The following is a 25,412-nucleotide window of genomic DNA, read 5'->3' on the forward strand; positions in this document are numbered from 1 at the left end:
CGCTTGAGGGGCCGGGTTATCCGGCTCCTCAAGGCTATTGCCGATTCGGCAGCACAGCGTCGCAGACGCGATGCAACCTCGACTGTTTTACTTGATGACCTTCCAGTTCTTGTAGAAGCCCTGGCGCAGGGTGAACGCTGCGCTGGCGAACGCCGAGATCGCGCCGCTGATAATACGTGGGGCGTAGGACGGGCGGACAATATCGATGAACAGGCAGTAGCGCTTGGCGTCGTTCTTGTTGAAGGAGGCGTGCAGCAGCGTGTCATCGAAAATGAACAGCGGGTCGTCATGCCAGTAGTGTTTCTGCTTCCGGCACTGGATATAGACGCCTTCATGATGGGGCGCCGGGGCCATGTTGTAGAGCACGCGGAACATCATGCGCAGCGGGCCGAAGTGGAAGGACGTCGAACGGTTTTCATTGAACACCGACACGCCCACGGTCTTGACGTAGGGGAACTTCTGCTGGAGTTCCGAAATGTCCAGCTCAGTGTCGATCTTGCGTCCGTACCATTGGAAGAACAGCATGCCGCGCCGGTTTTCAGCCATCCGCGAATCGAGATATTCGATGATCTCGTCCTTGTGGCTCATTGCCTTGTCGATGACCTGCTGCAGGTCGCGCTGGCAGTCTTCGGGCAGGTCCTGCATCTTGTAGACGCCGCGATTGGGCTTGCTGATCAGGTCGAACAGCGAGTTGAAGGGCGACAGCACCCAGGTGTTGCGACCGTTGCCGATAAAGTACTTCTTTGCCAATTCGGCGGTGTAGATGCCGTTTCGCAGGAAGTCATAGATGCCGCAAACCCCGACCAGGAGCAGAAAACCGAGGACGGTTTTCGGAAAGCAGTAGACCAGCAAGAGTACGGCCAGTGTCCAGAGGATGGAGACGACTTTCTTGCGGATGGTGCGAATTCTCATGAAACACAGCTCCCTAGAGCGACTACGTCACGTGTGGCGTGCGCCGGAACGGCGCGGTGAAGCCTTGAAAAAAGTCCTGAATGTTACTGTTTTACAGTGGCTTTTGACAGTTTTTGTTCAAGCCGGACATTGATCTGGCGCTATGTTTACGCTGTTTTGAGCGCCATGATGGCGCCTGAAGGAATAGGAAAACCAATGAAATTATCTTCTGTAGTCGCCTTGCTCATCGTCCTGACGTTGGGCCATGCAGGTCTCAGCGAAGCCCGGCAGTCGAGGCCGCAGACCGAGTCGGTGGCGGGGGTCTTCGATTACTACCTGCTGACCTTGTCCTGGTCGCCGACCTTCTGTCTGACCCATGCCAACGATCAGCAGTGCAGCGGCAAAGGTTATGGCTTTGTGCTGCATGGCTTGTGGCCGCAGTACGCCAAGGGCGGCTGGCCGCAATCCTGCGAGCCACTGACGCCCTTGACCCAGCAGGAGCGGCAGAAGGGCCTCACGCTGTTTCCCTCGGGCAAACTGCTTCAGCATGAATGGAACAAACACGGAACCTGCAGTGGCCTGGGCGCTTCGGGTTACCTGAATGCGGCCGACAAGGCCCTCGGGGCGGTGGTGGTGCCACCGGCGCTGCAACCCTCGACCACGCCGCGAGAGTATTCCGTGGACCAGATCGTCCAACTGTTCCGGCAGAGCAATCCGGGGATGCCCGAGGGCGGCGTGACGGTGCGTTGCAGCGGACCGGAACTGGCGGAGGTGCGTGTCTGCCTGACCCGGGACCTGGGTTTCGGTGAGTGCGGCAAAGGCGTCAGGAATCAATGCCGGCAAGGTCCGGTGCGGGTGCCAGCGATTCGCTGATGGGGCCAGGAGCTTGGCGGGCGCTTGATTCGGCGCACCGCCCAAGTGCCGAGAGAGTGCACAAATGTTCAAGACAGGCGCGCTGCGGGCTGGCAAAGTCAGCGTCTTTTTCTGTGTGCCCGAGTCTTATGTCCGATCATCTATTACCTCGCACCGCCTTTCTGCGCGGTGCCGCGGCGATCATGCCGCTGTCCCTGGCGACCGCGCCCTGGGGACTGCTGGCCGGTTCCATGGCCATCGAGGCCAACCTGACGCCCCTGCAGGGCCAGGGCCTGTCCAGCATCGTATTTGCTGGCGCCGCGCAACTGGTGGCCATCGGCATGTTCAAGGGCGGCGCGGGGATTTTCTCGATCCTGCTCACGACCGCCTTGCTGACATCCCAGCACCTGCTTTACGGCATGAGCATGCGTTCGGTGATCTCGCCGTTGTCCGGCCGCTGGCGGGTCGGCCTGGGTTTCCTGCTGACCGACGAGCTCTTTGCCCTGACCAGCCAGCACGACAAGCAACAGTTCAATCGCTGGTATGCGCTGGGGGTGGGGCTGACGTTCTATATCGCCTGGAACCTGTTCACCCTGGCGGGGATTGTGCTGGGCAGCAGCATTCCCGGTCTTGAACACCTGGGGCTGGACTTTTCCATCGCGGCGACCTTTATCGCCTTGATCACCCCGGTGGTGCGCAATGTGCCGACCGTGGTCTGCGTGGCGGTGTCGTTGTTCTGTTCGGTGCTGTTCAGCTACTGGCAGTGGGGTTCGGCCCTGGTGTTGTCGGGGTTGGCGGGAATGACGGCGGGGTTTGTCTGCAACAAGCTGTATCGGGGGCACGAATGATCGTCTGGGCAGTAATCTTTGGCATGGGCTTGCTGGTATTCCTCAACCGCTACGTGTTTCTCGAGCCGCGCCTGCCGGTGCGCCTGAGCAGCAATGCGCGGCAGTTCCTCGGCTTTGCCGTGCCGGGCATGCTCACGGCGATCTGCGGACCGATCGTGTTCATGCCTGATCACCAGCTGAATCTGCAGTACGACAATCCGTATCTGCTCAGCTCGCTGGTGGCCATCGGCCTGGTGCTCTACACCCGCAACACCCTGCTCAGCATGTTGCTGAGCATGGCGTTCTTTTTCCTCTTGCGCTGGTGGTTGGCGTGATCTCGGACTGAGCTGCGGGGGGCTTATTTGAAGTTGGTATCGGCCACCGGCATGATCGTCGCGACCCGCCAACCGTCGGTGCCACGCAGCAGGGTCTGGCTGATCAGGAAGGTATTTTTCTGTGGGGCTTCACCGGCATGGCTGCGGGTGAACGTCACCGGCACCAGGATCTGCGCCACCGTGTCATTGAGTTGCGTGGTGCGGAACTTGCTCATGTCCGGGTCTAATTGCCAGACGCCCTGGTAGTAGTCTTTCAGACGCTCGACCACCGCGTCCGGGCCCCAGCTCGCCCCGCCCCGGGCGTACCAGAGCATTTGCGGCGAATCCCAGAGCATCGAGCGGATCTGCTTGAGATCGTGGGCGTTCTGCGCCTTGACGAAGTCGCTGAAAAAGCCGCGCACCTCGTCCTCGTTCGAGGCGGCGAAGGCACTGCTGGTGGAGAGGGTGATCAGTGCACCCAGCAGCAGGGCGCAGGTAGCGAGACGGGGGGTGGAGAAAAACTTCATGGTGGCTCCGGGCAGGTGTTTTGCGATTCGAAGGAAAGGGTGTTTTTGCCTGTGAATCAGCCTAATCGCCCGAGGACCGTGAAAAGTGTCGTTTTACCCTCGTTTCAGGACAGGGTTTCGTGTGCTTGTCTCGGCTCGGTCTTGATCCTGGCATTACGTCGCATAGCCCGTGGCGGTTCGCCGAATGCCCGGACAAAGGCGCGGCGCATCCGCTCGCCGTCACCAAAGCCGGTCTGGCGGGCGATGGCCTCGATCGGGTGGCGGCCTTCCTGGATCAACACCAGCGCCGCGTCGATGCGCAACTTCTCGATGGCCTTGGCCGGGGAGGTACCGGTCTGTTGACGAAAGACCCGGCTGAACTGCCGGGTACTCAGGTGCGCGGCCTCGGCCAGGCGTTCCAGGCTCAGTTCGATGTGCAAGTGGTTTTGCGCGTAGGCCAGGGCGACCTGGATGCGGTCGGAGCGTTGTTCCTCCAGCAGCACCGAGGATTGCGGCTGAGCACCGGCCCGGCGGCTTTGCAGGATGAAGGTTTTCGACACGGCGCGGGCCACATCGGGCCCCAGGTCCTTTTCGACCATGGCCAGGGCCTGGTCGATCCCCGCCGTCATCCCGGCCGAAGTCCACAACGAGCCATCGACGACAAACAGGCGCTCCTCTTCCAGCCTGACCCGCGGATAGCGGGCGCGGAACTCCTCCGCGAAAAACCAGTGGGTGGTTGCCCGGAAGCCGTCGAGCAGCCCGGCTTCGGCGAGAAAGAAGGTCCCGGAGCAGGTCGCCGCCAGGCGCCGGCTGCTGACCGCGGCCTCGCGCAGGTAGGCGAGCAGGTCGGGGGTGAAGGGCCGATTGGCGCCGCCGCCGATGATCACCGTGTCGAAGGTGTCGGCGCCGAAGACTTCGGTCTGCACCTGCACGCCAATTGAGCTGCGCACCAGGCCACCTTGCTCTGAAAGCAGGCGGACATCGTAGTGCTGTTTGCCAACCACCGTGTTGGCGGTCTCGAACACCGAGATGGCCGAGAAACTCATGACGCCAAAACCGGGAAAGGTAATGAAACCGATACGCAGCATACGGACTCCGAAGCACCCTGTACCTGTGGGGAAGAATAGATTACCCCAATCATGAAATTTCAGAGTGAATCCGCAGCGAGTTGTTTTCCCATCATGGCCCCGCGTGCTTTAACAACTCCTTGCGCAACTTGCCCGGTGACAGGCCGAACAGGCTCTGGAAATGCCGGATGAAATGCGGCGCGTCGGCAAAGCCGCATTCGAAGGCGATTTCGCCGATCTGGCGATCCGAGCTGACCAGCAGCCAGCGTCCAAAGCGTAGCCGTACCTGGCGATAGAACTGGGCCGGGCTGGTGTCTGTTTCCGCCATGAACAGTCGTTCCAGCTGGCGCTTGCTGGTGCCGACCCAATGGGCGATGGCCTCGATTTCCAGCGGTTCGGCCATGTGCTTTTCCATCAACATCACCGCCTCGTGCAGGCGTCGGTTGGACGAACTGGCATAGCCCAGGGCCTTGCGCCGCTCGAGGAAGCTGCCGGTACCGCTCTTGGCCACGGTCATCTGGTGCACCACCTTGCCGGCGCGGTCCGGACCGCAGTGCATGCCGATCAGGTGTACCGCCAACTCGATCACCGATACACCACCGGCACAGGTGATGCGGTCCTTGTCGATGAGAAAGTCGTTATGGGTGATAAACCGCAGCGTCGGGAACAGGCGTTTCCAGTCATCGGCATGGTAGGCGTGCACGCAGGCGGTGTGGCCTTCCATCAGCCCGTGGCGGGCCAGCACGAAGCTGCCGGTGCACAGGCCGATCAACGGCACGCCGGCCGCCGCGGCCTGGTGCAGGAACGCCGGGTAGCTTTTCGGTACATCGGCCAGCGAATCCAGCAGGCCGCCGATCACCACGATGTAGTCGAAACGTTGCGGATCGCCCATCTCGCTGTCGATGGGCACGTCCAGCCCACCACTGGAGGCGACGCGTTGCCCCGGTGTGCCGAGCACCTTCCATTCGCAACGGATCGGTCGGCTCTGGTCGCCGGTGTCGGCGGCGTGGCGCAGTGCATCGGTCAGCCCGGACAAGGACAGCAATGGAAAGCGCGGCCAGAGCACGATGCCCACCGACAGTTCAGCCGTCCCACGGCGCTTGCGCGGGGAGGGCGCCGGTTGCTGGTCCAGTCGCGCCACCAGGCTCGGTTCGTCGGTCCGGTCCGTGGTTTCGTGCAGATGTCGCAAATATTCAATCATTCGTGCAAAGCATCCAACTGATTAACGTGCCCTCGGCCCTAGGATGGAGGCCTGCCCAACATCCTGTCGTTCAATAAGAAAACCAACGAGGTGCACACGATGAACAAGCCTGACATCCAACGTTTTACCGGCCTTTGCGCCGGTTTGATACTGTCCCTGTTGGCTGCGGTACCGGCGTTTGCGCTGGACACCGTGGAGCCGGGCAGCCTGACCATCGCCTTCAGCGGTGACATGCCGGGGACCGGTTATCAAGATAGCAAGATGGTTGGCTACGACGGTGAAATCCTTCAACAAATTTCCGAAAAACTGGGAATGAAGGTCAAGCCGGCGCTGATGGAGTGGTCGGGGACCATTGCCTCGGTGCAGGCCCACCGCGTCGACGTCATGGCCGGGACCATGGGCTGGACCGAGCAGCGCTCGAAAATCATGGCCCTGAGCGATCCGATCCACTATTTCAAGAACGGCATCACCCAGACCGACAAGACCGACTGGAAGACCCTCAAGGACCTGCAAGGCAAGAAGGTTGGAACCATCACCGGCTTTTCCTTCATCCCTGAAATGCGCAAGATCCCGGGGCTGCAAGTGACGCTCTACGACACCTCGGACGCCGCCGTGCGCGACTTGCTCGCCGGACGCATCGACGCGGTGATCGGTGATCCACCGGTCATGCAATACGCCATTTCGCGCAATGCCCAATGGCACCTGCACTTCAATGCCTTCACCGATAACGACCCGGACTTCCCCCTGCTGACCGGCTTGGGGCAAGTGGTGTTCGGCTTCAACAAGGACAACCCGCAACTGCTGGCGGCGGTCAACGAACAGATCCAGGCGCTCTGGAAAACCTGCGAGATGCGCAAGATCGGTGCTCGCTATGGCCTGACCCAGGATGTCTGGTTCATGCCCCAGGGCAAGGACCTGCGCCTGAGCGTCGACCGTCCGGCGGACTGGAAACTGCCCGGCTGCCAATAACACAGCGTGATGCGCTGGCTCGGGTTGTCGAGCCAGCGCCAGACCGAGAAATAGCGGGTGAGCAAGATGTCCAACCTGGTAGAACCTGCGCTGCTGCGCGTGTGTGATCTGTATAAAAATTATGGCGACCTGGAGGTGCTCAAGGGCATCAGCCTGGAACTCAAGGCCGGGGAAACCCTGTCGCTGATTGGCCCCAGCGGTTCCGGCAAGTCGACCTGCCTGCGCTGCATCAACTACCTGGAGAAACCCAGCCGGGGTGAAATCTGGCTCGGCGATGAACTGATCGGGCAAGCTCGCGACGGCGCGCGCCTGCGTTTGCTCAGCGACCGGGAAATGGCCCCGCAACGGTTGGAGATCGCCATGGTCTTCCAGCTGTTCTACCTGTGGCCGCACTTGAACGTACGCGACAACGTCGCGCTGGGTTCGATCAAGGCCCGTGGCATGCCGCGCAAGCAGGCTTACGAACTGGCCGAGGCGATGCTGGAGAAGGTCCACCTGCGGCACAAGGCCGATGCCTATCCCGAGCAGCTGTCCGGTGGCCAGCAACAACGGGTAGCGATTGCCCGTGCCCTGGCGCAACAACCCAAGGTCATTCTGTTCGATGAGCCGACCTCGGCCCTCGACCCCGAGCTGGTGGGCGAAGTCCTGGCGGTCATCCGCGAGCTGGCCGAGGAGGGCCGGACCATGATCATGGTCACCCACGAAGTCCGTTTTGCCCGGGACGTGGCCGACCGGGTGATCTTCATGGACGGTGGCCATATTGTCGAACAGGGGCCATCCGCCCAGGTGATCGATACGCCCAGCCACGAACGCACCCGCAGTTTCCTCGGGCGCATGGCCATGGAGAAGGCTTGAATGAGCAGCCTCCAGACGTTTTTCGGCTTGTTGCCCTTGCTGTTGAGCGGTGCCCTGACGGCACTCGAAATCGCCCTGTGCACCCTGGTGTTGGCCAGTGTCGGCGGCTTGCTGCTGGCGGTGTGGCTGACCTTCAGCCGTTCGCGGCTGGTGCAGATGGGCATTGCCTGTTTCATCGAATGGATGCGCAACGTGCCGGCCCTGGCGCATCTGTTCCTGATCTACTTCGGCCTGTCGTACCTGGGGATCAATCTGCCCGCCTGGCTGGCGGCCATTGTCGGCCTCAGCCTGGTGGGCAGCGCGGTGCTCTGCGATATCTTTCGCGCCGGCCTGCAGTCCCTGCATGTCGGACAATACGAGGCGGGCCTGGCGGTCGGGCTGACCCGCGTGCAGATCCTGGCCAACGTCCTCTTGCCGCAGTCGCTGCGTCGTTCGTTGCCGGCCTTCGCCAACTATGTCACGCAACTGATCAAGGACACCTCCATCGCCTCGGCCATTGCCGTGCCGGAGATCATGTTCCTGGCGCGCAACCTGGTGACCTCGACCTTCCAGACTTCGCTGATCTATTTCGCGGTGATGTGCATCTACGCCGCGATGATCGTGCCCATCGGCTTGGGTTTTATCCGCCTTGAACGGCATTGGGGGAGCGCACGATGATCAGCTTTTTTGCGCAATATCCCGAGTACTGGAGCGACTGGACGGCGCGGCTGCTGCAAGGTGGCATCGTCACCGCGAAGTTGTCCCTGGGCGGTTTTGCCCTGGCGGCGCTGCTCGGCAGCTTGCTGACCTGGGCCTTGCGCGGTCCTTTTGCCTGGCTGCGTCGCTCGGCGCTGTATTTCATCCAGGGCATGCGCGCGCTGCCGCTGCTGGCCTTGCTGCTGGCGCTGTATTTCTCCTTGCCGAGCCTGGGCCTGACCCTGTCCGGTTTCGAGGCCGGCATTCTCGGACTGGGGTTGCAGGGCAGTGCCTATATCGCCGAGATCCTGCGCGGCGGTCTCGACGCCCTGCACCGGGGCCAGCGCGAGTCGGCGATTGCCGTCGGCCTGACGCCGTTCCAGGCGTTCACCGCGGTGATCCTGCCCCAGGCGATTCGCGGGATGTTGCCGCCGCTGCTCAACGCCTATGTGTCGATCCTCAAGGACAGTTCGCTGTGTGCCCTGATCGCCACCGATGAATTGATGCTGGCCGCCCGGGCGATTGCCTCGGAGAGCTTTCTGCCGATGCACATCTTCCTGTTGGTCGGCCTGTTCTATTTCGTGATCGCGTTCCCGCTTTCCCTGCTGTCACGTGTGCTTGAGAAGCGCTTTTCCCGTGGCCGCAAAAGCCTGAGAGGTTGACTGGATGAATTCCCTGGACCACAGCACTTTCCACAGTATCGGCCAATTGCAGCGGGCGCTGCGCAGTGGCCACCTGACCAGCGAGGCCCTGGTGCGTGCCCAACTGGCCCGTATCGAGCGCTTCAATGGGCAGCTCAACGCCTATGTCGAGGCCTACGCCCAGCGTGCGCTGGGCGCGGCCATCGCGGCGGACCAGCAGCGAGCCGCCGGGATCGACCTCGGGCCGTTGCATGGTATTCCCGTGGCCATCAAGGATCTGTTTGAAATCGCCGGGCAGGCCATCACCGGTGGTTCGCTGGCGCAGCGTCCGCGTATTTCCCGCCTGACGGCTACCGCTGTGCAGCGCCTGGAACGGGCAGGGGCGATCATCCTGGGCAAGACCCACACGGTGGAGTTCGCCTTTGGCGGTTGGGGCACCAATGCGGTGATGGGCACGCCCTGGAATCCCTGGGATCACCAAGTCCATCGGGCACCGGGCGGCTCCAGCAGCGGTTCGGCGGTGGCGGTGGCCAGCGGGCTGGCCAGTGCGGCTCTGGGCACCGACACCGGCGGCTCGGTACGGATTCCCGCCGGCATGTGCGGCTTGGTCGGCTTGAAGACCACCCGAGGGCTGATCAGCCGGTATGGCTTGATCGAACTCTGTCCGTCGCTGGACTCGGTGGGGCCGATCACCCACACCGTCGAGGACGCGGCCTGGATGCTCGATGCCTTGCTCGGGCCTGATCCGCTGGACCCTGTTTCGGTACGGGCGCCGGTCTTCAGCGCCTCCGCAGGGCTTGATCAACCGGTGGCGGGGCTGAGAGTCTGGGTGTTGCCGCAGGCTGAGCGTAGCGCCATTGCACCCGATATTCTGGCGGCCTACGATCGTGGGCTGGAGCAACTGGCGGCGCTGGGCCTGCACCTGGTGGAGCAACCGCTGCCGCGTTCGCTGGAGCTTTGCATGCGGGTGGCCGGCGGGCTGATGAGCGCCGAAGGTTATGCCAGTCTCGGTGCGTTGTTCGAACAGACTGACCTGCGTTTTGACCCCCACGTCCAACGTCGCGTGTTGAGCGGCAAGGCCATCGATTCGGCGGCTTATATCGATCTGCACAACCAGCGCCGCGCCGCGCGCCAGGCCATGCAGGAGGCGATGCTGAATGTCGATGCCTGTGTGTTTCCGACCAATGCGGTCGGCAGTGTGCCGCTGGATCAGGTCGATGAATACGGCACGCCGCTGGCCTTGTTGGGGCGCTTCGCCAACCTGCTCAATCTGTGCTCGGTGGCGTTGCCGGTGGGTTTTGACGGTCAAGGTATGCCCGTGTCGATGCAGATTGTCGGCCAGGCGTTTGCCGAGTCACTGATCCTGCGCATTGGTCATGCCTATCAGCAGCAGACCGACTGGCATCAACTGAGCCCGAGCGGCTGGGCCCTGGACAAGGAGGCGGTGTAATGGAGATTTGCGTGGTGGGCGCAGGTATCGTCGGACTGAGCAGTGCCTGGTACCTGCACCGGGCCGGGCATCGGGTGACGGTGATCGACCAGGCGTCCGGTCCGGGCATGGGCGCCGTCGGCGGCAACGGCGCGCAGTTGAGCTACAGCTATGTGCAGCCGCTGGCCGACCCGTCGCTGTTGCCGGGCATCCCGAAACTGTTGCTCGACCGCAGCGGGCCGCTGCGTTTCACCCCGCAATGGAGTCCGGAGCAATGGCGCTGGTGTATGGAGTTCCTGGCGGCCTGCCGGACTTCGGTCTCACGCCAGACCACGGTGGAGTTGCTGGCGCTGGCCGCCGAGAGCCGCCAGGCCCTGGATGGGTTCATGCAGGAGCAGCGTCTGGACTGCGATTTTACTCGCACCGGCAAGCTGGTGCTGTACCCGGATGCCGAAGGGCTGGAGAAGGCCCAGCGCCAGCTGCGTTTCCAGGCGGGGCTGGGATCGCGACAACAGGTGCTCAGCGCCCGTGAGGCGGTGGCGATCGAGCCAGCGCTGGGCGGTTACCAGTCGGCGTTTCATGGGGCGATTCACACCGACAGTGAATGCGCGGTGGACGGTCTCAAGCTGTGTCGTGAAATGGCCCGGATCATGGCCGCGGAGGGTGTGCAGTTGTTGTTCGAGCGTAAGGTCGACGGTTTCCAGCGCCGTGGTGAGCGGATCACCGCCCTGAACCTGAAACATGCCGGCAATGGCGCCGAAGTGCTGCACTGCGAGGCGGTGGTACTGGCCGCAGGTGCCTACAGCACCGGTTTGCTGGGGCAATTGGGGAGCCGTTTGCCGGTTTATCCGCTCAAGGGCTACAGCATTACCTTGCCGATTACCGAGCACACCCGGGCGCCGACGGTGAGCATTACCGATATGCGCCGCAAGACCGTGTTCGCGCGGATCGGTGAGCGCCTGCGGGTTGCCGGGATGGTGGAGTTGTGCGGGATGGATGCGTCGATTCCTGCTGCGCGGATCGAGCAACTGCAAGCCTCGACCGAGGCGCTGTTCGGCGGTGGTTGGAACACTGCCGATTGTCAGCCCTGGAGCGGTTGGCGGCCGGCGACGCCCACCGGCAGGCCTGTACTTGAACAGCGCGCGGGCAGTAATCTGTACCTCAACACCGGTCATGGCGCACTGGGTATGACCCTGGCCTTTGGCAGTGCACAGCGACTGGTGCGATTGGTCGCGCAAGTGACCGGCTGATATCTAACCAAGGAGAAAACCGATGACGATTCAACGTTTCCAGAGCAATGCGCGGATGTCCGGGGTGGTCAGCCATGGTGATGTGCTGTACCTCGCCGGCCAGGTGCCGGGTGATCTGCAAGCTGATATCGAATCCCAGACTCGTCAGGTACTGGAGAAGATCGACGGGCTGCTGGCTCAGGCCGGGAGCGACAAGACCCGCTTGCTCAGCGCGCAGATCTGGCTCAAGCACATCGACCGCGACTTTGCGCCAATGAATGGGGTTTGGGATGCCTGGTTGCCAGAAGGCGGTGCTCCGGCCCGTGCCACGGTCGAAGCCAACCTGGCGCACCCGGATGTGTTGGTGGAAATCATGGTGATTGCGGCCAAGGGCTGAGCCTTCAAGTTGCCGATTATCGTGACAACAACGTCCCTATGATCGGCGGCTCATTGCAAATTATCGTGACAATCCCGATTCTACGATCGGCGCTTCACCGCAAATTATCGTGACAACCCGGGCCCTTGTAGGAGCGAGCTTGCTCGCGATCAGCCGGCAGGCTGAGGTCATGAGGACGACCTTGAGGTCGCCATCGCGAGCAAGCTCGCTCCTACAGGGGGCTATCGGGGGTTAGCCCAGCGCCTCACGCAACCGATGCCACAACATCCCCAACGCCAGCAGGGGCGAGCGCAAAGCCTTGCCCCCCGGGAAGGTCATGTGCGGCACTGCGCTGAAGATATCCATGCCTTTGCTTTGTCCGGCATGGATCGCTTCGGCCAACAACCGCGCAGTCCAGTGGGTCACGTTGACGCCATGCCCCGAGTACCCCTGGGCATAGAACACATTAGGATGCTGTTGCAGGCGCCCGACCTGGGGGAAACGATTGGCGGTGATGCCGATCATGCCGCCCCATTGATAGTCGATACGCGCATCCGCCAACTGCGGGAACACCTTGAGCATCTTCGGCCGCATATAGGCGCCGATATCCGCCGGGTCGCGCCCTAGGTAATGACAGGCCCCGCCGAACAGCAAGCGTTTGTCGGCAGACAGCCGGTAGTAATCCAACCCGACTTTCTGGTCGCACAACGACAGGTTCTGCGGGATCAACTGTGTCGCCACCTCGGCTGCCAGCGGTTCAGTGGCGATGATGTAGCTACCGGCCGGCAGCACCTTGCCGCTCAACCGGGGTTCCAGATCCTCCAGGTGCGCATTGCAGGCCAGCACCAGGCTGTTCGCGTGCACGCTGCCGGCGGCACAACGCACCTCCACCGTACTGCCATGAATCAGCTCAAGCACCGGGCTGTGCTCGAAGATCCGCACCCCCAGCGCCTGGGCCGCCCGGGCTTCGCCGAGCACCAGGTTGAGCGGGTGCAAATGCCCCGAGCCCATATCGATCAGGCCACCGGTATACGCCTGGCTGGCGACCACTTGAGCCATATCCTGGGGCGCGACAATCCGGGTTTCATGGGCGTAACCCAGCTCCGCCAGATGGTCCTGCTCAGCCCGGAACGCCGCGAACTGCGCCGGGGTATTGGCCAGCTCGCAGAAGCCCCAGCGCAGGTCGCAGTCGATGGCGTGCTCGCGGATACGCTTGCCCACCACCTCGACCGACTCGATCCCCGCCCGCTCCAGGTAGCGCACGCCCTCATCGCCGACATACTTGGCAAAACCACTGACATCATGACCGATGCCCCGAATCAGTTGCCCGCCATTACGCCCGCTGGCGCCCCAGCCGATCCGTCGGCCTTCGAGCAGCACCACCGAGAGTCCACGCTGTGCCAGTTCGATGGCGGTGTTGACGCCGGTAAAACCGCCGCCGATCACACACACATCAGCGCTCACCCGGGATTCGAGCCGGGGATAATCCGGCATCGAACCGGCGGTTGCCGCGTAGTAGGAGCGAGCGTGTTCCATTGGGCTGGCTTGACTCATTTGTTGGACTTCACTTTGCTCCAGGAGCGGGTCATCAGGCGCATGATTTCAGGTGTCGGTGTGGTTGAGATGTAGAGCTTATCGAGGACTTCCTGGGACGGATAGACCTCGGGGTTGTTCACCAGTGCTTCATCCATGTACTGCTTCGCCGCCGGGTTTGGGTTGGCGTAGCCGACAGTGGCGCTGACCTTGGCAATCACTTGCGGGTCGAGCAGGTAATTGATGAAGGCGTGGGCTTCTTTGACATTGGCCGCATCGGCGGGAATGGCCAGCAGGTCGAACCACAGGTTGCTGCCTTCCTTGGGAATCGAGTAGGCGATGTTGATGCCGTTTTTCGCTTCCTTGGCCCGGTTCGCGGCCTGGAACACGTCGCCCGAGTAACCGAAGGCCACGCAGATATCGCCGTTGGCCAGGTCCGAGATGTACTTGGACGAGTGGAAATAGGTGATATAGGGACGCAGGGTCAGCAACTTGGCTTCAGCTTTCTTGTAGTCCTCGGGTTTCGAACTGCGTGGGTCCATACCCATGTAGTTGAGGACCGCCGGGAACACTTCGTCGGCCGAGTCCATGAAGGATACGCCGCACTGGGTGAGCTTCTTCAGGTTCTCCGGTTCGAACAGCACCGCCCAGGAATCGATATGGTCGATGCCCAGCACCTGTTTGACCTTGTCGACGTTGTAGCCGATGCCATTGGTGCCCCACAGGTAGGGCACCGAATGTTCATTGCCCGGATCGTTTTTCTCCAGCAGCTTGAGCAGCTTGGGATCGAGGTTTTTCCAGTTCGGCAACTGCGAGCGATCCAGTTTCAGGAAGGCCCCGGCTTTTACCTGGCGGCCGAGAAAATGGTTGGAAGGCACCACCACGTCGTAACCGGTACGTCCGGCCAGCAACTTGCCTTCCAGGGTTTCGTTGGAGTCGAAGACGTCGTAGATCACCTTGATACCGGTCTTGGCCTGGAAGTCGGCGAGGGTGGTATCACCGATATAGTCGGTCCAGTTGTAGACGCTGACGGTCGGTTCGGCCTGGGCGGTTGCGCTGAACAGCAGCGCCAGTGCCACCGGTACGACGGATTTCAATAGACGCATTCGACACCTCTTTGGGTTGTTTTCAGTCTGGGTAAAGGTTCTGGATTAGACGCTCAGCAACAGGAATTCACGCTCCCAGGAACTGATCACGCGCTTGAAGTTTTCGTGTTCGGCGCGCTTGACCGCCACATAGCCACGGACGAACTGGGTGCCCAGGTAACGTTCGATGGTCGGGCAGTCTTCCATATGCGCCAGGGCATCCTCGATGGTGATCGGCAGGCGTAGATTGCGACGTTCATAGGCCCGGCCTTCGACCTTGGCGCTCGGCTCGATCTCCTCGACCATGCCCAGGTAACCGCACAACAGGCTGGCGGCAATCGCCAGGTAAGGGTTGGCATCGGCACCCGGCAGACGGTTTTCCACGCGCATGGCGTCGGGGCTGGAGGTCGGCACCCGCAGGCCCACGGTGCGGTTTTCCTCGCCCCACTCGACGTTGACCGGTGCCGAGGTGTCCGGCAGGAAGCGGCGGAACGAGTTGACGTTGGGCGCGAACATCGGCAGCACCTTGGGGATGTATTTCTGCAAACCGCCGATATGGTGCAGGAACAGCTGGCTCATCTGTCCGTCGGCATCGACGAAGATCGGTTTGCCGGTGGCGCTGTCGACCACGCTCTGGTGCAGGTGCATGGCACTGCCGGGCTCGTCGGCGATGGGCTTGGCCATAAAGGTCGCGGTGACGTTGTGTTTGAGCGCGGCTTCACGCAGGGTGCGCTTGAACACGGTGATCTGGTCGGCCAGGTCGAGAGCATCACCATGGCGGAAGTTGATTTCCATCTGCGCCGGGCCGTCTTCGTGAATCAGCGTATCGAGGTCCAGGCCCTGGGCTTCGCACCAGTCGTAGACGTCTTCGAACAGCGGGTCGAATTCGTTGGCGGCATCGATGGAGAACGACTGCCGACCGCTTTCCGCCCGGCCCGAGCGGCCCAGTGGCGCCTTGAGCGGCAGGTCCGGGTCTTCGCAGCGCTGGGTCAGGTAGAACTCCATCTCCGGGGCGACGATGGGCTGCCAGCCTTTGTCGGCATAGAGCTTGAGGACTTTTTTCAGGACGTTGCGCGGCGACAGTTCGATCGGGTTGCCCTGCTTGTCGAAAGTGTCGTGGATCACGATGGCGGTCGGCTCGATGGCCCAGGGCACCACATACATGGCCGACGAATCCGGCCGGCAGATCATGTCGATGTCGGCGGGATCGAGCAGGTCGTAATAGACATCGTCGTCGACGAAGTCCCCTGTTACCGTTTGCAAAAGCACACTTTCCGGCAGGCGCATGCCTCGCTCATGCAGGAACTTGTTGGTGGGTGCGATCTTGCCGCGGGCGATACCGGTCAGGTCACTGACCACGCACTCTACTTCGGTAATCTTGTGTTCTTTCAGCCACGAAGACAGCTGATCGAAAGGGGCATTCATAAAGACCTCGTTGTTGGTTTTTTTCTGCGTCGGGCGACGTGTCCGCATCCCGCTCTCGCGGCGAGAGACTTCCCCTGCGGCGCATTGACGACTATCTTGGGCGAGCGATGGGGGTCCCATCTATCCACTTTATGACGCCTAAAAACGCACCAAATAAGTGCGAACGGTCATCCGATGACAGAGTCAAACGCCTTGCAAGTCCAAGCATTCAACACCGCCGACGTAGCCGAGCAGGTGCGTGCCACACCCGGTTGGGTGCAGCATTACCAGCAGATGTCGCCGGGGCATTTCGCCGGGCAGATTCGTTACCTGGACCTGCAAGGGGTGCAGATCTACGAGGAGTGCATGAACACCCGGGTCGAGCAGAACTTCAGTGCGCCGTCGGGTGCGCTGGCTTTCTGTTTCGATCGCAGTGACAACGCCTTGTATGTGCTCAATGGCGAGAGCCGCAATATCTGGATCACTCCCGAGAACTACCAGGAAGTGGCGGTGGTGTTCGGTCCGGAGTTCGTGCAACACCACGCTTTGGATGTGGCGCGGTTGGAGGGGCTGTTCATGGCGCCGCTCAATTCGCAACAGAACGGCTTGTTCAGCCGCTGGCTGAGCGGCACCTTGACCCGCCTGGCGCAGACCCTCGACCCGCCGAGTCGGGAAAGCCTCACCCAGCAATTGCTGGACGACTGCCTGTACATTCTCGACAACGCCGTTTGCCTGGATCAAGGCTCCCTGCAGCGCCGCGCCGAGGAGCGCTCGATCATGAAGCGGATTGGCGAGTGGGCGGCCGATTCACCGGAAGAGACCCTCAACCTGCTGGAGCTGTCCGGCTTTGCCGGGGTTTCATTGCGTCAGTTGCAGCACACCTTCAAGGCTTACACCGGAATGACCCCGAGCCATTGGCTGCGCTTGCGGCGGCTCAACAGCGCCCGCCATGAATTGCTCGGGCGCAATGCCCTGGACAAGACCGTGGCGCAGGTGGCGATGAATTGGTCGTTCTGGCACCTGGGGCGGTTTTCGAACAGCTATCGGGCGCTGTTCGGCGAACTGCCCAGCGAGACCCTCAAGCGCGGTCAGCGGCTTCGCTGAAACGGCGTCTCAGGCATCGCGCAGCAGGTCATTGGCGTTGAGCAGGGCGTAGGCGATCTGCGGGTTTTTCTCCAGGCCCCGGCGGATCGCCGCCGGAATCGACTGGCGGGTCTTGCGGCACAGGCCGGGGTGTTCGGCGATCTGGATGTCGATGCCGCGCATGGTGCGCACTTCATTGAAACCCGGGGCGATGGCCACACGCAGGCCCAACTGTTCGTACATGCGCTTTTGCAGGTGTTCGAGGTCGGCCAGGCTCTTCAGGTTTTCCAGGCGCTCCAGCAGAACCTTTTCCTGCTGGCGGGTCAGGCCCAGGATGCGCAGATCGGCGCCTTGTATCTGCAGCAGTTGTTCCCGCTCGCAAATGCAGGCGCCGGGTGGGCAGGGCTGACGGATCGGTAGGGCTGTCATGGACTCCGATCATAGCCACCCGGCTGGCCTTTGCCTATCCGCTTACTTGACACGCTCCAGTGCGTTCAGGATCTGGTAGGCGGCCTTGACCCTGACCGGGTTGGGATAGTTTTTGTTGGCCAACATCACGATGCCAATTTTCTTAGCCGGTACGTAGACCACGTAGGCGCCGAAGCCACGGGTCGCGCCGGTCTTATTGAACAGCGCGTTCTTTTGCGGCGGCTGCGCAGGGTTGAATGGTGTCGTGATCTTGTGGGCCTCGGACGCCATTTCCGAGGAATTTCCCGTCAGCAGTTGCTCGAGCTTGACCGGGTAGGGGTAGAACTCCCAGCCCAGTCCCTGGGTGGTCCCATCGACCTGGTAGTAACCGCTCTGCGTCAGATCGACGGCTTTGTGCAGCGGGGCTTCGAGGGTTTCCGGCTGGAGGTTGGCTTCGACAAAACGCAGCAGGTCGCTCGAGGTGGTCTTGATGCCGTAGGCTTCGGCATCCAGAGCCCCAGGGCCGACCCTGACGGGTTTGTCATCCAGGGTGTAACCCTCGGCGTAATGCTTCATCTGTGCCGGCGGCACGTGGATATAGGTGTGCTTGAGACCCAGGGCCGGCAACAGGGTTTTTTCCATCAGTACATCGAAGGGCGCCCCCAGGCTTTTGGCGGTCACATAGCCAAAGAGTCCCAGGCTCGGGTTCGAGTACTGCCGGTAAGTGCCCGCCGGATAGATCGGTTTCCACTGTTTGAAGTAGTCGATCATCTTGTCCTGGGCGTCGAAAGCGTCCGGGAACTGCAGGGGCAGGCCACCCGCCGAGTAGGTGCCGAGTTGCAGCACGGTGATGTTGTCGAAGACGCTGTTTTGCAGTTCCGGCACGTAGTGGCTGGCGGGCTCCGACGGGGTGAGTTTGCCTTGGGCCTGGGCATAGCCGGCGAGGGTGGCGGTGAAGGTCTTGCTGACCGAGCCGATCTCGAACAGCGTGTCATCGGTCACGGCTTGCTGACGGGACTTCGAAGCCATGCCGTAGTTGAAGTGATACGGCTTGCCGTTCACCAGGACGGCGACGGCCATGCCGGGAATATTCTGCTCCTGCATGATCGGGCCAATGGCCGCGTCGACAATCGACTGGATGGGGGCCTGGGTTTTGTCCGCGGCAAAGCTGTTGCTCGCGCCGACCAGCAGCAGGGAGGTCATCAGGACTTCCAGTTTGGCAAGGTTCTTCTTGAACATGCTTCAAAGACTCCCATTATGTTTCATTATGTTAACTGCTCGCCCTGGAGCGGTTTTTTATGTCGAAAATATGCCGCTGCAATCGCTCGGCTGCGCTAATGGATGGGCTTTATCCCAGGAATTGCGTGGCCTCCCGTGAAATTCGGCTGCCCATGCCAGCGCCAGGACGCCGAATGTAGTCAGCGCGAGGAAAATCAGCAAACAATGAAATTTCAGATTAGCTATTAGAAAATTTAGGGGCTTGATCATGGTTCGACCTCACTTGCCGTTGAATGCGTTGCGCGCCTTCGAGGCGTCCGCGCGGCACCTGAGTTTCACCCGGGCGGCGATTGAACTGTGCGTGACCCAGGCGGCGGTGAGTCATCAGGTCAAGGGCCTTGAGCGTCAGTTGAAGGTGACACTGTTCAAGCGCATTGCCCGCGGTTTGATGTTGACGGCCGAAGGTGAACGCTTGTTGCCGGTGCTGAACGAGTCTTTCGACCGGATTGCCCAGACCCTCGGACGGTTCGAGGGCGGGCATTATCGGGAGGTGCTTACGGTAGGCGCGGTAGGGACTTTCGCGCTGGGTTGGCTGTTGCCGCGCCTGGCGGACTTTCGCGCCCGGCATCCGTTTATCGACTTGCGCTTGTCGACCCACAACAACCGCGTCGACGTGGCCGCCGAGGGACTTGATTTTGCTATTCGCTTTGGCGCCGGTGCCTGGCACGGCGTGGAAGCCATGGCGTTGCTGGAAGCGCCCCTGTCAATGGTCTGCACTGCGCAGATTGCGCGGCAACTGAAAGGCCCGGTCGATGTGTTGAAGCAGACGTTGCTGCGCTCTTACCGGACGGAGGAATGGCCGCGATGGTTTCAGGCCGCTGGCCTGCCGGACGAGGGGCGGGTGCCCGAAAGCATCGTCTTCGATTCTTCGTTGGCGATGATGGAGGCAGCGCAGCAGGGGGCTGGAGTGGCACTGGTGCCGGTGATGATGTTTTCCCGGCAACTGGAGGCGGAGCTTGTTCTACAACCCTTCGATATCGCTATTACCACGGGCAGCTATTGGCTGACACGTTTGCAGTCGCGTCCTGAAACCTCGGCGATGGCGGCGTTCAGGAGTTGGTTGGTCGAGGCTGTAGCCAAGGCTTGAGCAGCGCTCAGGAATGCAGCAGGGCGATGGCGAAGGACACGACAACGGCGCAGGCAATGGCAAAATTGAGATTCATGGGGGTTCGTCCGGGACAGTAGAGGCGGGCCTATCCTGGACGGATCGCAGGCAAATAAAAAATTCTGTTTTACGATTTGAATGATCAATCGAAATGATGATTCAAGCACCGGATTGTATGTACGGCGAACTGGATAGGACCGTTACGGGCGCCTGGCTCAGTTGCTGGTACATCTTGACCCGGCGATGGTTCTTGCCGAAGCCGCCCATGGCCGCCACCGTCCCGCTCTGGATATGGTCCAGGTAGCGGAACATCTGGCGTGGTGCAATGCATTCGACCCGGTAGCCCAGTTCGGTCATTCGGTCCTGCAGATCGTAGCCGGGATTGCCAGCGCTCATATGGAAGTGCAGCCCGTGCTCTTTGATCAGGCGAGCATTCCACAAGGCGCAAAAACTCTTCAGGTGCACTTCCCGAAAAGGCCTCGGTGCCCTGGCATTCAGACCCAGGGCGCGCAGGCCGCGTCGGGTGTAATGCTTGGCAAAGCGTGAGGTCAGGCGCCAGGCCGAGCGCACGACGCCCCGGTCCAACTGCTCCAGGCAGCCGACGGCGACGACATCCTCTGGGGTCGAGCACTGCCGGATCATCAGGCTGAACACGTCCGGGTCATGGATAAAGGTGTCGGTGTGCAGCAGGAACAGGTATTCGGTTTCGACTTCCGCCAGGGCCAGGTCCAGGGCCCGGCCATGGGCCGCGCTGCCGCGTTCAGGTGCGTTGCTTTCACGTTCGATCAGGTTGATCCAGTCCAGGCCGCGCAAGTAGTCGGTGCTCGCATCCTTTGAATCGTTATCGACCACGAATACCGGGACATCGGTTCCGTGCAAAGCGATTTTCAGCAATTCCAGACAGGTTCTAGTCAGGTCATGGGTCTTATAGTTGACTAGCACAATGCTGTAGTTCGCTTGCAGGGGACGTGTGCGCACCATCATGGAAAGCCTCGCTCATGGGCCGATGTGAGTGCCTGGACGTTCAGGCGTGGGCGCATTCTGTAAGGGCTCAGGTTTCAGGCGTTTCTCCGTTGGGTAACTTTTTTGATACCTGGCTGTACTGTCGTGGGTTAGATGAAAGTCGCCGGCCCTCGGGCCTGTCAGGTTTGCGACCTATACTCAAGGCAGGTGACACCGGCAACACCACGTCCGTGCTTGAGCCGGTTTTAGGGAGCTGCGACCTTGAGCCTGCGTGTGCTGGTCCTCGCCTGGATGCTGCTGGCCGGATGTGCCGGCCCTCAGCGCGCCCATGAGGTCGTCGCACCGACGGTGGTTTCAGCGCAGGTCTGGCAGCAGATCGATGTCGATCTGATCCAGGCTTCCGAGCAAGCCACCGTGCAAGCGGACGGCTGGGCACGCACTACCATGGAGTATTGGCGCACGCGTATCTATCAGCAAACTGACGAAAAATTCATCCCCTGGTTCGACGGTTACTGGACCCAGGAGTGGTTGTCGATCAAGGTCGGCTGGTACCGGCTCAGTGACCAGGGCGAGCAGGACCCCTCGGCCAAGCGCCTGGCCAGCTACCTGCAGGAGCAATATCGCGCGCGGGTGCTGGCCCCGGTGGCGTTGGAAATCGATCCCGACTCGATCATGGATCAGGCCGCACAGTTTTATCTCGAGCAGATGGGCAAACAGCTGGCGGTGATTGCCCAGCGTTATGGCGTGCCGACAGACCAGCTTGACCGGCACATCAATCAGATACCGGCAATCTCCCTGGCCCCACCCGCCGATCACAGCGTGTCCCTCTATCAAGCCCTGCATGCCGCGCCATTGACCCAGTTGCCGGCTTATAGGGCCTTGAGCGCGCGTATTCACCTGGCCGGGGGCGCGAATGACGGGACATCGAGTGCGGGGATCAACTCGGTGGCGCAGCAGACCAGCGAGAAGCTCCAGTCCGAATTCACCGGCCGCGGGGTGGCGGGAGCGGTCGCGACAGCGGTCGGGCGGGTAGCTGGGGCAATGATTTCCCTTGGCGTCGCGGGTTTTCGCGCGATTGTCCACGAGCATGAACAGCCGGATACCCAGGTACGGATTCGCAAGAGCCTGGGGGAGGCCTTCGACAAGGCGTGGCTCAAGCTGGTCTCGGACCCCAGTGGTGGGGTGACGGCCACGACCCATTACCTGTCAGCCCAGATCGAAGGGTATCTCGCGGCAGCGGTGGAGCAGCGGGTGCTGGCCGAGCCGCCGGTAACAGGGACAACGCATCCTTGATCGTGGTGATGAAAACTCAACAGGGGCTTCTCTATCAGGTAGAGTCGCCGAGCACGCAGATGCCATCATTCGGAAGCCGATCCCTTCATGCAAAAAAACGCCCCGCGCCCGCTTTGGCAAACCTATCTGGTTTTTCTCGCACCCATGGTGCTTTCCAATTTTCTCCAGTCGCTCTCTGGCACCCTTAACAGCATCTATATCGGCCAGATGCTCGGTACCCAGGCGTTGGCGTCGGTATCGGGAATGTTCCCCATCGTATTCTTCTTTATTGCCTTGATCATCGGACTGGGGGCAGGGGCCTCGGTGTTGATCGGGCAGGCCTGGGGGGCTCGCGAACTGGACGCGGTCAAGGCGGTTGCCGGCACGACACTGGCCCTGGGCGCCTTGATCGGCCTGGTCGCCGCGATACTGGGCAGTGTGTTTGCGCGCCCGGCGTTGATCGGCCTGGGTACGCCTGCCGATGTCCTCGACGAAGCGGTTGGCTATGCCCAGGTCATGATGCTGATCATGCCGCTGCTGTTGATCTTTGTACTCTTCACCCAGTTGCTGCGGGGCATCAGCGATACGCTCTCGCCGTTACTGGGCCTGGCGGTCTCCACCGGCACCGGGCTGTTGCTGACCCCGGCGCTGATTCGCGGCTGGTTGGGTTTGCCGCAGCTCGGTATCCAGAGCGCGGCGGTAGCCGGATTGGTGGGTACGGCGTTGGCGATGCTCTTCCTGGTCTTGCGTCTGCGGCATAAGGCCAGTGTCATGGCCCCGGACCGGGCGCTGCTGATGGCGATACGCCTGGATTGGGCGATATTGAGCAAAGTCCTGAAAATCGGTTTGCCCACGGGCTTGCAGATGGTGGTGCTGTCGCTGTCCGAACTGGTGATCCTGTCCCTGGTCAACCATCACGGTTCCCAGGCGACGGCGGCGTATGGCGCGGTGACCCAGATCGTCAACTATGTGCAGTTCCCGGCGCTGTCGATTGCCATTACCGCCTCGATTCTCGGGGCCCAGGCCATTGGCGCCGGGCGTCTGGAGCGCATGGGGCCGATCCTGCGCACCGGCCTGATGATCAACGCCTGCCTGACCGGTGCCCTGATTGTCCTGGGGTATGTGTTATCCCACTGGTTGCTGGGCCTGTTCATCACCGACCCGACCACCCACGCCGAGGCCGAGCACCTGTTGCATATCATGCTCTGGAGCATCCTGGTGTTCGGTTTCCAGGCGGTGATCGGCGGCATCATGCGCGCCAGCGGAACGGTGCTCGCGCCGGTATTTATCTCGGTTTTCTGTATCGCCGGGGTGGAGCTGCCGGTGGCTTATCTGCTGGATGCACGTTTCGGACTGGAGGGCGTGTGGATGGCCTTTCCGGTGGCTTACCTGTGCATGCTGGCTTTGCAGGCCACCTATTACCGAGTGGTGTGGCGGCACAAGCGGATCGAACGCTTGATCTGAAGGTGCCCCTCGCAGGGCAATGACATGCAGTCTCGGTTTTGTCGCCCGATAGGGCTGCCAGGGCTGACGGCCGGCGCTTGCAGCAAGTGCTGGCCATGTCCCCGAGCGAGGTTTGGTACCGCTAAAAAGTTGCGTATTGGTACTAGGTAAATACCGCCAGAGCGCCTACCTTGGTAAAAGCCTGTGCAGGCAGGAGCCTGCGTTTCCAGTCAATAAAAACAAGAGAGTACGCTTATGACGTTTGAACCCCTTGCGCGTTCGCTCCTGGCGACTGCGCTGATTCTGGCTGTTTCCCCTGCCCATGCTGCTTCCCAGGCCCCGGTCGCTGGCGAGAATGGGATGGTGGTCACGGCACAGCACCTGGCCTCCCATGTGGGTGTCGATGTGCTCAAGGCCGGCGGTAACGCGGTCGATGCGGCGGTCGCCGTCGGTTACGCCCTGGCGGTGGTTTATCCGGCTGCCGGCAACCTCGGTGGTGGCGGCTTCATGACCGTGCAGTTGGCCGATGGCCGCAAGACCTTCCTCGATTTCCGTGAAAAAGCCCCCCTGGCTGCTACGGCCAACATGTACCTGGACAAGGACGGCAATGTCGTCCCCAACCTGAGTTCGAAAGGGTATCTGGCGGTCGGCGTGCCAGGCACGGTCTCGGGTATGGAACTGGCGCTGGAGAAATACGGCACGAAAAAACGTGCAGAGATCATTGCTCCCGCGATCAAGTTGGCCGAGGAAGGTTTTGTGCTGGAGCAAGGTGATATCGACCTGCTGCACACCGCCACCGACGAATTCAAGAAAGACATCCACGATTCGGGCTCGATCTTCCTGAGCAAGGGCGAGCCGATGCAGGTCGGCCAGAAGCTGGTACAGAAAGACCTGGCCAGAACCCTGAGGGAAATCTCCGCCAAGGGCACCGACGGGTTCTACAAGGGCTGGGTCGGTAAATCCATCGTCGATTCGAGCAAGGCCGGCAAGGGCATCATCACCCAGGCCGACCTCGACAAATACAAAACCCGCGAGCTGGCGCCCATCGAGTGCGACTACCGTGGCTACCACGTGGTTTCGGCGCCACCGCCGAGCTCCGGTGGTGTGGTGATCTGCGAGATCATGAATATCCTCGACGGCTATCCGATGGCGGACCTGGGTTATCACTCGGCCCAAGGCGTGCACTATCAGATCGAAGCCATGCGTCACGCCTACGTCGACCGCAACAGCTACCTGGGGGATCCCGATTTCGTCAAGAATCCTGTCGCCCACCTGCTGGACAAGGGCTACGCCGAGAAACTGCGGGCTGCCATCGATCCGCAGAAGGCCGGGATCTCCAAGGACATCAATCCGGGCGTGGCCCCGCATGAGGGCAACAACACCACCCATTACTCGATCGTCGACAAATGGGGTAACGCGGTCTCGGTGACCTACACCCTCAACGATTGGTTCGGTGCGGGCGTCATGGCGAGCAAGACCGGGGTCATCCTCAATGATGAGATGGACGACTTCACCTCCAAGGTCGGCGTGCCGAACATGTACGGCCTGGTGCAGGGTGAGGCCAACGCTATTGCCCCGGGCAAGACACCGTTGTCATCGATGAGCCCGACCATCGTCACCAAGGACGGCAAGACCGTCATGGTGGTTGGCACCCCGGGTGGCAGCCGGATCATCACCGCGACCTTGCTCACCATCCTCAATGTCATCGACTACAAGATGAACATCCAGGAAGCGGTGGACGCGCCGCGTTTCCACCAGCAATGGCTGCCGGAGGAAACCAATATCGAGGCCTTTGCCCTGAGCCCGGACACGCAGAAGATTCTTGAAAGCTGGGGCCACAAGTTTGCTGGCCCTCAGCCGTCGAATCACCTGGCGGCGATCCTGGTCGGCGCACCGTCCCTCGGTGGCAAGCCAGTAGGCAACAATCGCTTCTACGGCGCGAACGACCCGCGTCGTAATACGGGGTTGTCGCTGGGCTATTGAGGCTTACGCCTAACCTGGTGGGA

25 protein-coding genes are annotated in these 25,412 nt (G+C 61.4%); 15 read left to right on the forward strand and 10 right to left on the reverse strand.

The window, feature by feature from the left end; all coding sequences use genetic code 11:
- Positions 1-87: 87 nt before the first annotated feature.
- The gene (locus tag HX866_RS25235) at positions 88-912 is read right to left on the reverse strand and encodes an aspartyl/asparaginyl beta-hydroxylase domain-containing protein (protein WP_177097621.1); all 825 of its coding nucleotides are present in this window, start codon (positions 910-912) and stop codon (positions 88-90) included.
- Between the two features lie 195 nt (positions 913-1,107).
- On the opposite strand from HX866_RS25235, the gene HX866_RS25240 reads away from it, so the two are divergent.
- From HX866_RS25240 to HX866_RS25250, 3 genes are all read left to right on the forward strand, one after another.
- Complete coding sequence (locus HX866_RS25240) at positions 1,108-1,764, forward strand: ribonuclease T2 family protein (protein WP_177125918.1); 657 nt, start codon at positions 1,108-1,110, stop codon at positions 1,762-1,764.
- Positions 1,765-1,892: 128 nt separating this feature from the next.
- Positions 1,893-2,591 carry an AzlC family ABC transporter permease gene (locus HX866_RS25245; RefSeq protein ID WP_177097619.1) on the forward strand — a complete coding sequence of 233 codons (699 nt, stop codon included), beginning with the start codon at positions 1,893-1,895 and terminating at the stop codon, positions 2,589-2,591.
- Complete coding sequence (locus HX866_RS25250) at positions 2,591-2,905, forward strand: AzlD domain-containing protein (RefSeq protein WP_177097668.1); 315 nt, start codon at positions 2,591-2,593, stop codon at positions 2,903-2,905. The genes HX866_RS25245 and HX866_RS25250 overlap by 1 nt, the downstream gene beginning before the upstream one ends.
- 23 nt (positions 2,906-2,928) lie before the next feature.
- Here HX866_RS25250 and HX866_RS25255 read toward each other — a convergent pair whose 3' ends face one another.
- From HX866_RS25255 to HX866_RS25265, 3 genes are all read right to left on the reverse strand, one after another.
- The gene (locus tag HX866_RS25255; RefSeq protein ID WP_177097618.1) at positions 2,929-3,411 is read right to left on the reverse strand and encodes a nuclear transport factor 2 family protein; all 483 of its coding nucleotides are present in this window, start codon (positions 3,409-3,411) and stop codon (positions 2,929-2,931) included.
- A gap of 104 nt (positions 3,412-3,515) precedes the next feature.
- Positions 3,516-4,478, reverse strand: a complete 963-nt coding sequence (locus tag HX866_RS25260; RefSeq protein ID WP_177097617.1) for a GlxA family transcriptional regulator — start codon at positions 4,476-4,478, stop codon at positions 3,516-3,518.
- A gap of 91 nt (positions 4,479-4,569) precedes the next feature.
- The gene (locus HX866_RS25265; protein WP_177097616.1) at positions 4,570-5,658 is read right to left on the reverse strand and encodes a GlxA family transcriptional regulator; all 1,089 of its coding nucleotides are present in this window, start codon (positions 5,656-5,658) and stop codon (positions 4,570-4,572) included.
- 99 nt (positions 5,659-5,757) lie between these two features.
- On the opposite strand from HX866_RS25265, the gene HX866_RS25270 reads away from it, so the two are divergent.
- The 7 genes from HX866_RS25270 to HX866_RS25300 all read left to right on the forward strand — a co-directional run bounded on the left by HX866_RS25270 (position 5,758) and on the right by HX866_RS25300 (position 11,853).
- Positions 5,758-6,627: an ABC transporter substrate-binding protein gene (locus HX866_RS25270; RefSeq protein WP_177097615.1), complete on the forward strand. Its 870-nt coding sequence runs from the start codon at positions 5,758-5,760 to the stop codon at positions 6,625-6,627.
- Between the two features lie 66 nt (positions 6,628-6,693).
- Positions 6,694-7,482 carry an amino acid ABC transporter ATP-binding protein gene (locus HX866_RS25275; protein ID WP_256345003.1) on the forward strand — a complete coding sequence of 263 codons (789 nt, stop codon included), beginning with the start codon at positions 6,694-6,696 and terminating at the stop codon, positions 7,480-7,482.
- A complete protein-coding gene (locus HX866_RS25280; protein ID WP_177097614.1) occupies positions 7,483-8,139 on the forward strand; it encodes an amino acid ABC transporter permease in 657 nt (218 codons plus the stop codon).
- A complete protein-coding gene (locus tag HX866_RS25285) occupies positions 8,136-8,819 on the forward strand; it encodes an amino acid ABC transporter permease (protein ID WP_177097613.1) in 684 nt (227 codons plus the stop codon). Before HX866_RS25280 ends, HX866_RS25285 begins: the two co-directional genes overlap by 4 nt.
- Positions 8,820-8,823: 4 nt before the next feature.
- Complete coding sequence (locus HX866_RS25290) at positions 8,824-10,248, forward strand: amidase (RefSeq protein ID WP_177140600.1); 1,425 nt, start codon at positions 8,824-8,826, stop codon at positions 10,246-10,248.
- On the forward strand, positions 10,248-11,477 hold the full coding sequence (locus HX866_RS25295) for a D-amino acid dehydrogenase (protein ID WP_177140601.1): 1,230 nt from the start codon (positions 10,248-10,250) through the stop codon (positions 11,475-11,477). The genes HX866_RS25290 and HX866_RS25295 overlap by 1 nt, the downstream gene beginning before the upstream one ends.
- 22 nt (positions 11,478-11,499) lie before the next feature.
- On the forward strand, positions 11,500-11,853 hold the full coding sequence (locus tag HX866_RS25300; RefSeq protein ID WP_177097610.1) for a RidA family protein: 354 nt from the start codon (positions 11,500-11,502) through the stop codon (positions 11,851-11,853).
- Between the two features lie 231 nt (positions 11,854-12,084).
- Here the strand turns inward: HX866_RS25300 and HX866_RS25305 are convergent, their stop codons facing one another.
- From HX866_RS25305 to HX866_RS25315, 3 genes are read right to left on the reverse strand one after another with little or no spacing between them, the layout of a single operon-like run.
- Positions 12,085-13,386 carry an NAD(P)/FAD-dependent oxidoreductase gene (locus tag HX866_RS25305; protein ID WP_177140602.1) on the reverse strand — a complete coding sequence of 434 codons (1,302 nt, stop codon included), beginning with the start codon at positions 13,384-13,386 and terminating at the stop codon, positions 12,085-12,087.
- Positions 13,383-14,471, reverse strand: coding sequence for a polyamine ABC transporter substrate-binding protein (locus HX866_RS25310; protein WP_177097608.1), 1,089 nt, complete (start codon positions 14,469-14,471; stop codon positions 13,383-13,385). Before HX866_RS25310 ends, HX866_RS25305 begins: the two co-directional genes overlap by 4 nt.
- 45 nt (positions 14,472-14,516) lie before the next feature.
- Positions 14,517-15,875, reverse strand: coding sequence for a glutamine synthetase family protein (locus tag HX866_RS25315; RefSeq protein ID WP_177140603.1), 1,359 nt, complete (start codon positions 15,873-15,875; stop codon positions 14,517-14,519).
- Positions 15,876-16,049: 174 nt separating this feature from the next.
- On the opposite strand from HX866_RS25315, the gene HX866_RS25320 reads away from it, so the two are divergent.
- On the forward strand, positions 16,050-16,958 hold the full coding sequence (locus HX866_RS25320; protein WP_177140604.1) for a helix-turn-helix domain-containing protein: 909 nt from the start codon (positions 16,050-16,052) through the stop codon (positions 16,956-16,958).
- A gap of 9 nt (positions 16,959-16,967) precedes the next feature.
- Here HX866_RS25320 and HX866_RS25325 read toward each other — a convergent pair whose 3' ends face one another.
- Positions 16,968-17,366, reverse strand: a complete 399-nt coding sequence (locus HX866_RS25325; RefSeq protein ID WP_177140605.1) for a hypothetical protein — start codon at positions 17,364-17,366, stop codon at positions 16,968-16,970.
- 42 nt (positions 17,367-17,408) lie between these two features.
- Positions 17,409-18,584 carry a class C beta-lactamase gene (ampC, locus tag HX866_RS25330; RefSeq protein ID WP_177140606.1) on the reverse strand — a complete coding sequence of 392 codons (1,176 nt, stop codon included), beginning with the start codon at positions 18,582-18,584 and terminating at the stop codon, positions 17,409-17,411.
- 247 nt (positions 18,585-18,831) lie between these two features.
- On the opposite strand from ampC, the gene HX866_RS25335 reads away from it, so the two are divergent.
- Positions 18,832-19,710, forward strand: a complete 879-nt coding sequence (locus HX866_RS25335; protein ID WP_177104068.1) for a LysR family transcriptional regulator — start codon at positions 18,832-18,834, stop codon at positions 19,708-19,710.
- Between the two features lie 177 nt (positions 19,711-19,887).
- On the opposite strand, the gene HX866_RS25340 is transcribed toward HX866_RS25335, so the two are convergent.
- Positions 19,888-20,709, reverse strand: a complete 822-nt coding sequence (locus HX866_RS25340) for a glycosyltransferase (RefSeq protein WP_177097666.1) — start codon at positions 20,707-20,709, stop codon at positions 19,888-19,890.
- A 243-nt stretch (positions 20,710-20,952) separates the two neighbouring features.
- Here HX866_RS25340 and HX866_RS25345 point away from each other — a divergent pair, with 243 nt between their 5' ends.
- The 3 genes from HX866_RS25345 (at position 20,953) to ggt (ending at position 25,389) form a co-directional block, all read left to right on the forward strand.
- Positions 20,953-21,984: a hypothetical protein gene (locus tag HX866_RS25345; RefSeq protein WP_177104066.1), complete on the forward strand. Its 1,032-nt coding sequence runs from the start codon at positions 20,953-20,955 to the stop codon at positions 21,982-21,984.
- 87 nt (positions 21,985-22,071) lie between these two features.
- Entirely contained in the window at positions 22,072-23,427 is a 1,356-nt protein-coding gene (locus HX866_RS25350; protein ID WP_177104064.1) for an MATE family efflux transporter, read from the forward strand.
- 234 nt (positions 23,428-23,661) lie between these two features.
- Positions 23,662-25,389 (forward strand): gamma-glutamyltransferase, encoded by a 1,728-nt coding sequence (gene ggt, locus HX866_RS25355; protein ID WP_177125909.1) that lies wholly within the window; start codon positions 23,662-23,664, stop codon positions 25,387-25,389.
- Positions 25,390-25,412 lie beyond the last annotated feature (23 nt).

Origin of the sequence: Pseudomonas gingeri (genome assembly GCF_013386165.1) — a bacterium.
GTDB lineage: Bacteria > Pseudomonadota > Gammaproteobacteria > Pseudomonadales > Pseudomonadaceae > Aquipseudomonas > Aquipseudomonas gingeri_C.

Coding starts and splice junctions, on each gene's coding strand:
- HX866_RS25235 (WP_177097621.1), bottom strand. CDS start 912: ATGAGAATTCGCACCATCCGCAAGAAAGTCGTCTCCATCCTCTGGACA.
- HX866_RS25240 (WP_177125918.1), top strand. CDS start 1,108: ATGAAATTATCTTCTGTAGTCGCCTTGCTCATCGTCCTGACGTTGGGC.
- HX866_RS25245 (WP_177097619.1), top strand. CDS start 1,893: ATGTCCGATCATCTATTACCTCGCACCGCCTTTCTGCGCGGTGCCGCG.
- HX866_RS25255 (WP_177097618.1), bottom strand. CDS start 3,411: ATGAAGTTTTTCTCCACCCCCCGTCTCGCTACCTGCGCCCTGCTGCTG.
- HX866_RS25260 (WP_177097617.1), bottom strand. CDS start 4,478: ATGCTGCGTATCGGTTTCATTACCTTTCCCGGTTTTGGCGTCATGAGT.
- HX866_RS25265 (WP_177097616.1), bottom strand. CDS start 5,658: ATGATTGAATATTTGCGACATCTGCACGAAACCACGGACCGGACCGAC.
- HX866_RS25270 (WP_177097615.1), top strand. CDS start 5,758: ATGAACAAGCCTGACATCCAACGTTTTACCGGCCTTTGCGCCGGTTTG.
- HX866_RS25275 (WP_256345003.1), top strand. CDS start 6,694: ATGTCCAACCTGGTAGAACCTGCGCTGCTGCGCGTGTGTGATCTGTAT.
- HX866_RS25280 (WP_177097614.1), top strand. CDS start 7,483: ATGAGCAGCCTCCAGACGTTTTTCGGCTTGTTGCCCTTGCTGTTGAGC.
- HX866_RS25285 (WP_177097613.1), top strand. CDS start 8,136: ATGATCAGCTTTTTTGCGCAATATCCCGAGTACTGGAGCGACTGGACG.
- HX866_RS25290 (WP_177140600.1), top strand. CDS start 8,824: ATGAATTCCCTGGACCACAGCACTTTCCACAGTATCGGCCAATTGCAG.
- HX866_RS25295 (WP_177140601.1), top strand. CDS start 10,248: ATGGAGATTTGCGTGGTGGGCGCAGGTATCGTCGGACTGAGCAGTGCC.
- HX866_RS25300 (WP_177097610.1), top strand. CDS start 11,500: ATGACGATTCAACGTTTCCAGAGCAATGCGCGGATGTCCGGGGTGGTC.
- HX866_RS25305 (WP_177140602.1), bottom strand. CDS start 13,386: ATGAGTCAAGCCAGCCCAATGGAACACGCTCGCTCCTACTACGCGGCA.
- HX866_RS25310 (WP_177097608.1), bottom strand. CDS start 14,471: ATGCGTCTATTGAAATCCGTCGTACCGGTGGCACTGGCGCTGCTGTTC.
- HX866_RS25315 (WP_177140603.1), bottom strand. CDS start 15,875: ATGAATGCCCCTTTCGATCAGCTGTCTTCGTGGCTGAAAGAACACAAG.
- HX866_RS25320 (WP_177140604.1), top strand. CDS start 16,050: ATGACAGAGTCAAACGCCTTGCAAGTCCAAGCATTCAACACCGCCGAC.
- HX866_RS25325 (WP_177140605.1), bottom strand. CDS start 17,366: ATGACAGCCCTACCGATCCGTCAGCCCTGCCCACCCGGCGCCTGCATT.
- ampC (WP_177140606.1), bottom strand. CDS start 18,584: ATGTTCAAGAAGAACCTTGCCAAACTGGAAGTCCTGATGACCTCCCTG.
- HX866_RS25335 (WP_177104068.1), top strand. CDS start 18,832: ATGGTTCGACCTCACTTGCCGTTGAATGCGTTGCGCGCCTTCGAGGCG.
- HX866_RS25340 (WP_177097666.1), bottom strand. CDS start 20,709: ATGGTGCGCACACGTCCCCTGCAAGCGAACTACAGCATTGTGCTAGTC.
- HX866_RS25350 (WP_177104064.1), top strand. CDS start 22,072: ATGCAAAAAAACGCCCCGCGCCCGCTTTGGCAAACCTATCTGGTTTTT.
- ggt (WP_177125909.1), top strand. CDS start 23,662: ATGACGTTTGAACCCCTTGCGCGTTCGCTCCTGGCGACTGCGCTGATT.